This window comes from Pantoea sp. EKM21T, assembly GCF_011800405.1.
Classification (GTDB): Bacteria; Pseudomonadota; Gammaproteobacteria; order Enterobacterales; family Enterobacteriaceae; genus Pantoea; species Pantoea agglomerans.
The window spans coordinates 83615-94728 of sequence record NZ_JAALFV010000014.1 but is presented as its reverse complement, the minus strand read 5'-3'; the positions used below and the strand labels follow the sequence as shown (position 1 = coordinate 94728).

At 55.5% G+C, this 11114-nt stretch carries 12 protein-coding genes; 7 read left to right on the top strand and 5 right to left on the bottom strand.

Features of this window, described 5'->3' with window-relative positions:
- Positions 1-275 precede the first annotated feature (275 nt).
- Positions 276-1424: a murein transglycosylase A gene (gene mltA, locus HFD87_RS21435; protein ID WP_010248620.1), complete on the top strand. Its 1149-nt coding sequence runs from the start codon at positions 276-278 to the stop codon at positions 1422-1424.
- A gap of 48 nt (positions 1425-1472) precedes the next feature.
- Entirely contained in the window at positions 1473-2285 is an 813-nt protein-coding gene (tcdA, locus tag HFD87_RS21430; RefSeq protein ID WP_010248618.1) for a tRNA cyclic N6-threonylcarbamoyladenosine(37) synthase TcdA, read from the top strand.
- Here tcdA and csdE read toward each other — a convergent pair.
- Together csdE and csdA are read right to left on the bottom strand one after the other, a co-directional pair.
- Positions 2264-2719, bottom strand: a complete 456-nt coding sequence (gene csdE / locus HFD87_RS21425; RefSeq protein WP_167423915.1) for a cysteine desulfurase sulfur acceptor subunit CsdE — start codon at positions 2717-2719, stop codon at positions 2264-2266. The two genes, tcdA and csdE, sit on opposite strands and share 22 nt — an antisense overlap.
- Positions 2720-2721: 2 nt before the next feature.
- Entirely contained in the window at positions 2722-3930 is a 1209-nt protein-coding gene (csdA, locus tag HFD87_RS21420; protein ID WP_167423914.1) for a cysteine desulfurase CsdA, read from the bottom strand.
- A gap of 209 nt (positions 3931-4139) precedes the next feature.
- On the opposite strand from csdA, the gene HFD87_RS21415 reads away from it, so the two are divergent.
- The 4 genes from HFD87_RS21415 to rlmM all read left to right on the top strand — a co-directional run bounded on the left by HFD87_RS21415 (position 4140) and on the right by rlmM (position 7155).
- The gene (locus HFD87_RS21415; protein ID WP_010248613.1) at positions 4140-4364 is read left to right on the top strand and encodes a YgdI/YgdR family lipoprotein; all 225 of its coding nucleotides are present in this window, start codon (positions 4140-4142) and stop codon (positions 4362-4364) included.
- Between the two features lie 334 nt (positions 4365-4698).
- Positions 4699-5616 carry a transcriptional regulator GcvA gene (locus HFD87_RS21410; RefSeq protein ID WP_003854641.1) on the top strand — a complete coding sequence of 306 codons (918 nt, stop codon included), beginning with the start codon at positions 4699-4701 and terminating at the stop codon, positions 5614-5616.
- 50 nt (positions 5617-5666) lie between these two features.
- On the top strand, positions 5667-6062 hold the full coding sequence (locus tag HFD87_RS21405) for a DUF423 domain-containing protein (protein WP_010248611.1): 396 nt from the start codon (positions 5667-5669) through the stop codon (positions 6060-6062).
- A complete protein-coding gene (gene rlmM, locus HFD87_RS21400; protein WP_010248609.1) occupies positions 6055-7155 on the top strand; it encodes a 23S rRNA (cytidine(2498)-2'-O)-methyltransferase RlmM in 1101 nt (366 codons plus the stop codon). The genes HFD87_RS21405 and rlmM overlap by 8 nt, the downstream gene beginning before the upstream one ends.
- A gap of 24 nt (positions 7156-7179) precedes the next feature.
- Here rlmM and xni read toward each other — a convergent pair whose 3' ends face one another.
- The 3 genes from xni to queF form a co-directional block, all read right to left on the bottom strand.
- A complete protein-coding gene (xni, locus tag HFD87_RS21395; RefSeq protein WP_158131411.1) occupies positions 7180-7935 on the bottom strand; it encodes a flap endonuclease Xni in 756 nt (251 codons plus the stop codon).
- A 34-nt stretch (positions 7936-7969) separates the two neighbouring features.
- Positions 7970-9334 carry a nucleotide 5'-monophosphate nucleosidase PpnN gene (gene ppnN, locus HFD87_RS21390; protein WP_010248605.1) on the bottom strand — a complete coding sequence of 455 codons (1365 nt, stop codon included), beginning with the start codon at positions 9332-9334 and terminating at the stop codon, positions 7970-7972.
- Positions 9335-9503: 169 nt separating this feature from the next.
- A complete protein-coding gene (gene queF / locus HFD87_RS21385) occupies positions 9504-10349 on the bottom strand; it encodes an NADPH-dependent 7-cyano-7-deazaguanine reductase QueF (protein WP_022623809.1) in 846 nt (281 codons plus the stop codon).
- 62 nt (positions 10350-10411) lie between these two features.
- On the opposite strand from queF, the gene syd reads away from it, so the two are divergent.
- On the top strand, positions 10412-10960 hold the full coding sequence (gene syd / locus HFD87_RS21380; RefSeq protein WP_010672142.1) for a SecY-interacting protein: 549 nt from the start codon (positions 10412-10414) through the stop codon (positions 10958-10960).
- Positions 10961-11114: the final 154 nt, after the last annotated feature.

Sequence of the window (11114 nt, the reverse complement as noted above, 5' to 3'; positions counted from 1 at the left end):
GCGGGGGCCGGATTTGAACCGACGACCTTCGGGTTATGAGCCCGACGAGCTACCAGGCTGCTCCACCCCGCGTCCGTGGAAGCGCACTATACTCTCCGCGCTAATTCATGCAACCCCTTTTTGCAGATAAAAGCCAAATTAACAGCCAGTTGCTGAAGGATTCAACCATCTGGTTAATTATTAAACTGATATGCGTGACGTCTGAGCGGATGCATTTCATTCTGTCGGGGGCTTTGCTATCGTCGCGGGGCGAACAGTTATAAAAAGAGAAGATAATGAAATCACATTGGGTGAAGTATGCACTCACTGGCGCGTTAATTACGCTGCTGGCGGCCTGTAGCTCCAAACCGACCGATCGCGGTCAGCAATATAAAGATGGCAAACTGGAACAACCGCTGGCGCTGGTGAATCAGCCCAATGCCAAAGGCGCACCGGTTAATGGCAGAGACTTTGGCGAGCAGGTCCGTCAGATTCAGTCCGCCTCATCCGCCCTGTATAGCCGTCAGAACGGCACCTATAGCGCGATTGAGAGCTGGCTGATGGCGGGTGCCGATACCCGACAGCTTCGTCAGTATGGGCTTAACGCCTGGCAGATGGAGGGAACGGATAACTACGGTAACGTGCAGTTCACCGGTTACTACACACCGGTAGTAGAAGCGCGCTACACCCGTCAGGGTGAATTCCAGTATCCCATCTACCGTATGCCGCCGCGCAAACGCGGAGAAAAATTACCGAGCCGCGCCTCTATCTATAGTGGCGGACTCGATGACCGCTACATCATCGCCTACAGCAATTCACTGATTGATAACTTCATGATGGATGTGCAGGGCAGTGGTTATGTCGACTTTGGCGATGGCCGCCCGATGACCTTCTTTGGTTACGCCGGTAAAAATGGCTGGGGTTATCACAGCATTGGCAAAGAGCTGATCGATCGCGGTGAAGTGAAGCGCGAAGATATGTCGATGCAGGCGATTCGTCAGTGGGCGCAGGAGCACTCACCGCAGGAGGTCCGTGCGCTGCTGGAAACCAACCCATCATTCGTCTTCTTTAAAGCTGAGCCATTTACGCCGGTGCGCGGTGCCAGCGCAGTTCCGCTGGTGGCGAAAGCCTCCGTTGCGTCTGACCGCTCAATTATTCCGGCGGGCACCGTACTGCTGGCTGAAGTGCCGCAGTTAAATGAGAAGGGCAAATTCAACGGCAAATATGAGATGCGCCTGATGGTGGCACTCGACGTGGGTGGCGCGATTAAAGGCCAGCACTTTGATATCTATCAGGGTATCGGCCCCGACGCTGCGCATCTGGCGGGCTTCTATAATCACTACGGACGCGTCTGGGTAATTAAAGCCGCGCCGGGTGCCGGACAACCGCTGTTCTCCAGCCCGCAAAACGGTAATAATGGTTCACTGCTTCTCGGCGCTAACTAATTTCTTCTCTGCGGGCCTTCGGGCCCGCACGACGTAACAGGTTCAACTATGAAAGTGTTAAATGACGCCTGGCATCAGCGCTTTGGCGGCACGGCGCGTCTCTATGGCCAGGATGCGCTGCAACGTTTTGCTGACGCACACTTCTGCGTCATCGGGATTGGCGGTGTCGGATCCTGGGCGGCGGAAGCGCTGGTGCGCACCGGGATTGGTAAAATCACCCTGATTGATATGGATGATGTCTGTATTACCAACACTAACCGGCAGCTTCATGCGCTGCAGGGCAACGTCGGCAAAGCCAAAACAGAAGTGATGGCAGAACGGCTGCGTGCGATTAATCCTGACTGCGAAGTGATCTGCATTGATGACTTTATTACGCCAGAGAACACCGCCGAACTGATGGCAGCCGGTTTCGACTATGTGATCGACGCTATCGACAGCGTGCGACCGAAAGCGGCGCTGATCGCCTGGTGCCGCCGGAATAAGATCCCGCTGATCACCACCGGTGGCGCGGGTGGGCAGATCGATCCGACTCAGATCCAGGTCGCCGATCTGGCGAAAACCATCCAGGATCCGCTGGCGGCTAAGCTGCGCGAACGACTGAAAAGCCTGGGCGTGGTGAAAAACAGCAAGGGCAAACTTGGCATCGACTGCGTCTTTTCTACCGAAGCGCTGGTCTATCCGCAGGCTGATGGCAGCGTCTGTGCTTCACGCAGCACAGCGGAGGGGCCGAAGAGAATGGATTGCACCTCCGGCTTTGGCGCGGCCACCATGGTAACCGCCACCTTCGGCTTTGTTGCCGTCTCGCATGCGCTGAAGAAGTTTCTGGCGCGTGCTGCCCGTCAGGACGCGGTCAGCGCCTGACGCGCGGCGTGCTCCACTGCGGCGGCCAGCGCCTGCAGGCCGCTGCTGCGGGAGGCACTGAGCTGGGCGCGCAGGCCCAGTTCATCAAACAGTTTTAAGGGATCCATTGCCAGCAGCTGTTGCGGCGTCTGGCCCTCGACGGCGGTCAGCAGCACGGCCAGCAGACCGCGCACAATACGTCCTTCACTGTCACCATAGAAATGCAGCGTGCCATCTTCGCGTAACTGGCTGCCCAGCCAGACCCGATTTTCACAACCGCTCAGTTCAATTTCTGCTGTTTTCAGTTCCCCGGGTAAGGCAGGCAACTGGCGGCTCAGCTGGATCAGCTGACGATAACGATCTTCCCACTGATGAAAACGGCCAAAGCTCTCTTTCAGGCTGGCAACGGTAATCTGTTCGCCAAACGGGTGTGGCGCTAACGGCGATGAATGCATAATCAAAACTCCGATAACAGCGAGATGGCGCTCTTCATGGCGCGCACCAGCGCATCAACATCCTGCAGATTATTATAGGGTGCAAAAGAGGCCCGCAGCGTGCCGCTGACGCCCAGCGCCGCCAGCAACGGCTGCGCGCAGTGCTGGCCAGCGCGCAGGGCGATTCCCTGCTCAGCCAGCAGCGTCACCAGATCGCTGTGATGCAGGCCAGCGAATTCAAATGCCAGCAGGCTGGCATTTGAACAGCGGAAGCTGCGGAAACCGGGTAATTCCGCCAGCTGCTCTTCCGCCAGCGTCGCAAGATGCTGACTCCAGCGCTCCGCTTCGGGCAGATCGTACTGCGCCAGCCAGCTCAGTGCTGCACTCAGGCCCACCACGCCCGCCACATTCGGGGTGCCAGCCTCAAAACGCCACGGCACCGGCTGCGGCGTAAATCCGTTGAAATCGACATCCGTTATCATCTTACCGCCGCCCTGCCAGGGCTCCATCGCCTCCAGCAGTTCCGCTTTGCCATATAACGCGCCAATGCCCATCGGGCCGTAAATCTTATGTCCGGAAAAGGCGTAAAAGTCGATATCCAGCGCCTGTACGTCAGGCGGACAATGCACCACGCCCTGTGCGCCATCGACCATCACTTTCGCGCCCACGGCGTGAGCGAGCGGTATCGCCTGAGCGAGTGCGGGACATCCGCCGGTGACGTTCGACATCTGTCCGACCGCCAGCAGGCGGGTACGGCTGTTGAGCAGGGCGGGCAGCTGGCTGATATCCGGCAGGCGATCCGCGCCTAACGGCCATTTTACGACGCGGGCACCGCACGCCTGCGCAGCCATCAGCCAGGGCACCAGGTTGGCGTGGTGTTCTGCCTCGCTGACCACAATCTCATCACCAGGCTGTAAGCGCGGGCGCAGCCAGCTGTTCGCCACCAGGTTTATCGCTTCGGTGGTGCCGCGCGTCCAGACAATCTCACGATCGTCAGCGGCGTTAAGCCAGCGGGCAACCTGGTTGCGCGCCTGCTCATAGCGATGGGTTAAGGCCTGGGCGGCGGCAAACTGGCTGCGATGGACTGTACCCGCGCTGAGGCTGTAAAACTGCTGCGTGCTGTCAATGACGGCCTGCGGCTTCAGCGTGGTCGCTGCGCTGTCGAGATAAACGCCTGCGTCGGCGAGTGCGGGAAACTGCTGGCGAAATGCGGTGGGATTGAATGCGGTCATGCCTGGTCCATGATAAGAAAAATTAGGACCACACTGAAAGAATGGTCTGCGTCTGGCAAAGCTGGAAAAGCGCGTTATGCTGAATATTGCAAGGTTTGAACCAAACCCGCATAACGATCGGACGTTTACTAGTCGATCTCACTTATCGGCTGCCTCTGGTTAGCGTAACGCGGGTGGTTTGATGCAATCAATCTACAAGGAGATAGCAGATGAAAAAATTAACCGCAGTACTGGCCGTGTGTACCCTGGCTTTTACCCTGAGCGCCTGTTCAAGCAATTACGTGATGCATACCAATGATGGTCGCACCATTGTGGCTGCCGGCAAGCCTAAAGTCGATAACGATACCGGCATGATCAGCTATAAAGATGCGAATGGCAACGAGCAGCAAATCAACCGCTCTGATGTCAAAGAGATGGTAGAGTCTGGCAACTAAGCAGCAAAAAAAAAGCACCGCAATTTGCGGTGCTATTTAAAAATCACTATGGACAGACAGGGTAAATCTACAGGAATTAAGAGTTCGATCCGCAATCGTCGGATCAAAAATTGCAAACACAACATCACGACCACAAGCCAAAAGCTTTCAGAAAATCTGCGAACTCACTCACAAATCTAAAAACTTTTCGTTCCGGCTCAGGAAGTGCGGCAACTATAGGTATTTGCTGGAGGTTCCTCAACGGACAAATTATAATGCCTCGGATTAAAAATTCTAATACGTAAACGCTTTGTATAAGCCAGCGTATTTTTTGCCGATCCGGATACGGAAAACCATGTCGAAACGCCTTCCTCCTCTCAACGCACTGCGTGTTTTTGATGCAGCTGCACGCCATTTAAGCTTTACCAAAGCCGCAGAAGAGCTGTTTGTCACCCAGGCTGCTGTAAGCCATCAGATTAAATCTCTGGAAGATTTTCTGGGGTTAAAGCTATTTCGCCGGAGGAATCGTTCGCTATTACTGACCGAAGAAGGACAAAGCTACTATCTCGATATCAAAGAGATTTTCTCGGCAATCAACGAAGCGACCCGCAAACTGCAGGCGCGCAGTGCCAAGGGTGCGCTGACCGTTAGTTTACTGCCGAGCTTTGCCATTCAGTGGCTGGTTCCCCGCCTCTCCAGCTTTAATATGGCTTATCCGGGAATCGACGTGCGTATCCAGGCGGTTGACCGCGACGAAGAGAAACTGGCCGACGATGTCGACGTGGCGATTTTTTACGGCCGGGGTAACTGGCCCGGCCTGCGGGTTGAAAAACTCTACGCCGAATATCTGCTGCCGGTCTGTTCACCGTCGCTGATGACCGGGGATAATCCGCTAAAAACACCGATGGATCTGTCGCGTTTTACTCTGCTGCATGATGCCTCCCGCCGGGACTGGCAATCTTATATCCGGCAGTTGGGCCTGCAGCATATCAATGTGCAGCAGGGGCCAATCTTCAGCCACAGCGCCATGGTATTGCAGGCGGCGATTCATGGTCAGGGCGTAGCGCTGGCGAATAACGTCATGGCGCAGAGCGAAATAGAAGCCGGGCGATTAATCTGCCCGTTTAATGATGTATTAGTCAGTAAAAACGCTTTTTATCTGGTTTGTCATGACAGTCAGGCAGAACTGGGTAAAATAGCCGCCTTCCGACAGTGGATCCTGGAAAAAGCTGCAACCGAACAAGAAAAATTCCGCTTTCGCTATCAACAATAACGTATTGATTTATTTGCATTCAGATGCAAAAGGACTCTGAGGATCGGTTAATGTCCAGTCGTGCCATGTTTGTTTTTTCGGCTATCAGCGGATTTCTGCTGGTGGCTTTTGGCGCATTTGGTGCCCACGTTTTGAGTCAGTCGCTTGGTGCGGCTGAAATGGCCTGGATTCATACCGGGCTGGAATATCAGGCTTATCACACCTTAGCGGTGATGGGGCTGGGTGCTGCGATGTTACGCCGCGCCAATATCTGGTTTTACTGGAGCAGTGCGCTGATGGCGCTCGGCACCGTGCTGTTTAGTGGCAGCCTCTATTGTCTGGCGCTGTCACATCTGAAGTTTTGGGTTTTTATCACACCCGTGGGCGGGGTCTGTTTCCTCGCCGGTTGGGTATTGATGTTGATTGGCGCGCTGCGTCTTAAACGAAAGGCAGAACGCCATGAATAAAGTTTTACTCTATTGTCGCCCCGGTTTTGAAAAAGAGTGTGCGGCGGAAATCAGCGCCAAAGCGGCTGAACGTGAAATCTACGGCTTTCCACGGGTTAAAGATGACTCTGGCTACGTGCTGTTCGAGTGCTATCAGTTTGAAGATGCCGAGCGGCTGGCACGTGAGTTGCCGTTTGACGAGCTGATTTTTGCCCGTCAGATGCTGGTCGTCGGCGAAATGCTGCGTGACCTGCCGCAGGAAGATCGCATTACCCCGATTGTCGGCATGCTGACCGGCGTAGTGGAAAAGGGCGGCGAACTGCGTGTTGAAGTGCCAGACACCAACGAAGCCAAAGAGCTGACTAAGTTCTGCCGCAAGTTCACCGTGCCGCTGCGCTCGGCACTGCGTGAAAGCAAGATCCTGTTGAATTATGAGAGCCCGAAGCGCCCGGTCGTGCATGTGTTTTTCATCGCACCGGGCACCTGTTACGTCGGCTACTCCATCCGGGAAAACAGCTCGCCGTTTTACATGGGTATTCCACGCCTTAAGTTCCCCTCCGATGCGCCAAGCCGTTCCACCCTTAAGCTGGAGGAGGCGTTTCACGTCTTTATCCCTGCGGATGAGTGGGATGAGCGTTTAGCCAGCGGCATGTACGCCGTGGATCTCGGTGCCTGTCCGGGCGGCTGGACCTATCAGCTGGTTCAGCGCAGCATGATGGTGTATGCGGTGGACAACGGACCGATGGCACCGAGCCTGATGGATACGGGCCAGGTGATGCACGAGAAAGCGGATGGCTTTAAATTCCGTCCGCCACGCACCAACATCAGCTGGCTGGTGTGTGACATGGTGGAGAAGCCGGTGCGCGTGGCTAACCTGATGACCGACTGGCTGGTCAACGGCTGGTGCCGTGAAGCGATCTTCAACCTTAAGTTGCCCATGAAAAAGCGCTATGAAGAGGTGACGCAGAATCTGGCCATGATGCAGGAACGATTTGATGATAATGGTATTAACGTGCAGATTCGCGCTCGTCAGCTTTACCATGACCGCGAAGAGGTGACCGTACATGTGCGCCGAATCTGGGCGGCTGCCGGTGGTCGTCGCGACGAACGTTAATCGCCGGGCTGAGTGCAAGGGCACTCAGCCGGTATAACGCAGCGTATTCAGATTCCCCTGCAACACCAGATCCCGCTTCAGAGTTGCGACCTGACGGCTGATCTCTGCCATCTGCCGACCCTCAGCGAGCTTCTCCCGCCATCTGGCTGGCACCTGATCCAGTTGCTGATAGATTCCCTCAAGCGTGTGAAACTCTGTCAGCAGCTGTTTCGCGCTTTTCGGACCGATGCCGGTGATGCCCGGAATTTTACTGCTGCTGATGCCGCACAACCCCCAGTAGTCGGGTAACCGCTGTGGCGCCACACCAAATTCAGCCTCGATAAAAGGCAGATCAAGCCAGCGTTTCTGGAAGTAGTCGCGGATGCGGATCTCAGGTGCCAGCAGCTGACAGTAGCCTTTGTCGGTTGAAACAATGGTGGCCTGATGTCCGGCCTGAGCCATTTTCACCGCCAGCGTCGCCGCTAAATCGTCCGCTTCATCCTCGCCCGCTATCCAGCAGCTTACGCCTGCGGCGCGAAAGGCCTCCTGTAACGCCGGCATCTCTGCCTGTAAATCGTCTGGCATCGGCGGGCGACCACTTTTGTAATCGGGTAGCAGCTGATGACGCCAGCCCTGATGACGTGCTTCGCCATCAAACACCGCCACCGCATGAGTCGGATGGGCGTGACCCAGTATCTGGCGCAGCGCGGCCACGCAGCCTTCGACACAGGGTGAGCCCTGTACCGCATGCAGACGGCGAATCAGATTCAACGCGTCAACAATAACAAGATGAAGAGCCATGAGAGTATGGGCAGCCCGGGGGCTGCCTCCTGGTTTATTTGATAATTTCGTAGCAGGGAATGTAGGCGGTGCCTGGCAGTTTCATGCGTTGCTGTGCAACGAATCCCTGAAGCAGCTCATCCATGCGGTGCATGATGTCGGGGTCGCCATGCAGTTTGTAGCGTCCCTTCTCACGGATTTCGCGGATGCCCATCTCTTTGACGTTACCGGCTACGATGCCTGAGAAGGCGCGGCGCAGGTCAGCAGCCAGCTTTTCGGGTGGCTGATTGGTGTAGAGATTGAGATTCGCCATATTTTCATGGGTTGGCAGGAACGGCACCTGCAGATCGGGTTCAATGCGAATCGACCAGTTAAAGCTGTAAGCATCGCCGGTTTCGCGACGATTCTCTTTTACCTGCGGCATCGCTTTCTTCATCAGACGCGCCACTTCGGCTGCATCGTTGATGATGATCTGATAATGCTTACGCGCCTGTTCGCCCAGGGTGTTAACGATGAAATCATCCAGCACGCGGAAGTAGTCGGCGCTCTCTTCCGGCCCGGTCAGGATCAGCGGTAATACCTGATCGCTGTTCTGCGGATTCATCAGGATGCCCAGCAGATAGAGCAACTCTTCTGCGGTCCCTACGCCGCCCGGGAAAATGATTATGCCATGGGCAATGCGCACAAAAGCTTCCAGACGTTTTTCGATGTCCGGCATGATGATCAACTCATTCACCAGCGGATTCGGCGGTTCAGCCGCAATGATGGAGGGTTCGGTCAGGCCGATAAAGCGGCTGTCACGATAGCGCTGCTGAGCATGGCCAACGGCGGCCCCTTTCATTGGCGCTTCCATCACGCCCGGCCCGCAGCCGGTACAGATGTTCAGTTCACGCAGTCCAAGCTGAGTTCCGACATTGCGGCAATACTGGTACTCAACGGCGTTGATCGAGTGACCGCCCCAGCAGACCACGGTGTTGGGATACTCGCCGATGTGCAGCGCCCGCGCGTTACGCAGAATGGAAAACACGGTGTTGGTAATAGTGGCGGAGTCATTTTCTTCAGCCGCAGTTAACCGACCCGGCATGTTGAGCTGACCGCTGACAAACAGGATGTCACGCAGCACCGCAAACAGGTTAGCCTGCAGTGAACGGATGATGCGGCCATCCACAAACGCCTCTTCCGGTGGATTGATCAGCTCCAGTTTGACGCCGCGCTCACGGCGCAACACATTGATGTCGAAATTTTCAAAGCGGGAGAGCAGCTCCTGGCTGCTGTCAGTCTGGCTGCCGGAGTTAAGCACGGCAAGAGAGCAGTTGCGAAACAGCTGGTAGAGGTCGCTGCTGGCTGTGCGCTTGAGCATATCGACTTCCAGCTGTGAAAGCAGATCCATTGAGCCAAGAGGGCTGATATGGGTAATCAAATGAACTCCTTTACACCCGCCTGGGTGCGTGTTGGCACTGCAACGGCAGTGACGAAAATCCCTGGTCGGCCACCCGCAGGTAGCCGCCATCACCAGAGTAGCCTTGTCGGCCCGCACAGCTCAAGCGGAACTGGGCTTAGTGCATGCAGCCTGCGAGAAGTCTCGCAAACTACTGACGGACCAGCCGCGAAAAACCGGGCGAGAAGGGCACATTAGTGCGCCATGGATTGATATCCAGCCCGCCACGACGGGTGTAGCGTGCATACACCGTCAGCGCTTCCGGATGGCAGAAACGCATCACATCATTAAAAATGCGTTCGACACACTGCTCGTGAAATTCGTTGTGCTGGCGGAATGAGACCAGATAGCGCAGCAGCGCTTCACGGTCGATACGCGGGCCTTTATAACGAATCATCACGGAGCCCCAGTCGGGCTGATTGGTAATCAGACAGTTTGACTTGAGCAGGTGGCTGACCAGCGTCTCTTCAACGATTTCGCTGCCCGCAGCATCGGCCAGATAGTCAGCATTGAAGCGGTAATCCTCTATGGCGATATCCTGCTCATCAATACAAACCCCCTCAAAATGGCCGATGGGCTGACCTTCCACTTCATTGAGACGGAACAGCGCGACCCGCGCTTCACCTTCAGCACAGGCACTCAGGTCCCGCTCCAGCGTCTGACGAACCTCGCCCCAGTCGGCAAAGCGGGTCTGGTTGAAACTGTTAAGGTAGAGCTTGAAGCTTTTTGACTCGATAAGGTTGCGGCTCTGCGCATCGAGCACCACTTCGCCAACGGCAACCTGTGGCAGACCTTTGCTGTTGAGCCACGAGAGTTCATACAGGGTCCAGATATCACTGCCGGTAAAGGGCAGGCTGTCGGGAAACAGGCCAAGGGGTTCACGATTCAGGCTGCGCGGCACCGCCTGCAGTAAGCTGTTGTCATAATGATCGTGATAGGCTGTGGGTTTGCCCAGCGTCAGGTTGCTGAGTGCCTGATCCTGTTCGTGAGTAGTCATTGCGGTTACCACCAAAATTAATCAAAGTGGCTAAGTGTAACCCATCAGAAGTGAGAATATGAATGATGCAGCAAACTGCCGCCGCGTTGCGCGACTTTACCACCCGATACTGCCAGCACTGGCTTCAGCAGGCCGGGCATGCGCCGGCCAGCAGCGATCTCTTTGGCGTACCTTCGCCCTGTGCCCTGGAGGATCGCGATCAGCGGGTCGTCTGGCAGCCGCAGCCTTTTACTCTGCCACAGACGCTGGATGCGGTTGAGCGGGCGATCGACATCCAGCTCCAGCCGCAGATCACGGCTTTCTATACCACGCAGTTTGCCGGCGATATGCAGGCCAGTTTTGGTGAGAATCAGCTGACACTCTTACAGGTCTGGAGTGAGGATGATTTCCTGCGTTTACAGGAGAATCTGATCGGGCATCTGGTGATGCAGCGCCGCCTTAAACAGTCGCCTACGCTGTTTATCGCCACCACCGAGTCAGAACAGGAGATCATCTCGCTTTCTAATCTCAGCGGCGAAGTGATTCTGGAGCAGCCTGGCGGTAAACAGCGTGTGAAATTAGCGGAAACGCTTGAGATATTTCTTAAGTCATTACAACCGGTTATCATCTGAGTTGCAGTGATTTGCCCCTGACCTTGTGAGACATCTCTTACATGTGCTGTGAGAGATCGCTATATAACAGGTGAGACTTCCGGAAGGCTGAGATGTAAAAATATTGTGAATCATCAACTTAATGGCGTTTATCTGAATTTACGCCGCACATTTC

Bases quoted from the DNA above. Each gene is read 5' to 3' on its own strand.
- mltA (WP_010248620.1), top strand. From the start codon at position 276: ATGAAATCACATTGGGTGAAGTATGCACTCACTGGCGCGTTAATTACG.
- tcdA (WP_010248618.1), top strand. From the start codon at position 1,473: ATGAAAGTGTTAAATGACGCCTGGCATCAGCGCTTTGGCGGCACGGCG.
- csdE (WP_167423915.1), bottom strand. From the start codon at position 2,719: ATGCATTCATCGCCGTTAGCGCCACACCCGTTTGGCGAACAGATTACC.
- csdA (WP_167423914.1), bottom strand. From the start codon at position 3,930: ATGACCGCATTCAATCCCACCGCATTTCGCCAGCAGTTTCCCGCACTC.
- HFD87_RS21415 (WP_010248613.1), top strand. From the start codon at position 4,140: ATGAAAAAATTAACCGCAGTACTGGCCGTGTGTACCCTGGCTTTTACC.
- HFD87_RS21410 (WP_003854641.1), top strand. From the start codon at position 4,699: ATGTCGAAACGCCTTCCTCCTCTCAACGCACTGCGTGTTTTTGATGCA.
- HFD87_RS21405 (WP_010248611.1), top strand. From the start codon at position 5,667: ATGTCCAGTCGTGCCATGTTTGTTTTTTCGGCTATCAGCGGATTTCTG.
- rlmM (WP_010248609.1), top strand. From the start codon at position 6,055: ATGAATAAAGTTTTACTCTATTGTCGCCCCGGTTTTGAAAAAGAGTGT.
- xni (WP_158131411.1), bottom strand. From the start codon at position 7,935: ATGGCTCTTCATCTTGTTATTGTTGACGCGTTGAATCTGATTCGCCGT.
- queF (WP_022623809.1), bottom strand. From the start codon at position 10,349: ATGACTACTCACGAACAGGATCAGGCACTCAGCAACCTGACGCTGGGC.
- syd (WP_010672142.1), top strand. From the start codon at position 10,412: ATGATGCAGCAAACTGCCGCCGCGTTGCGCGACTTTACCACCCGATAC.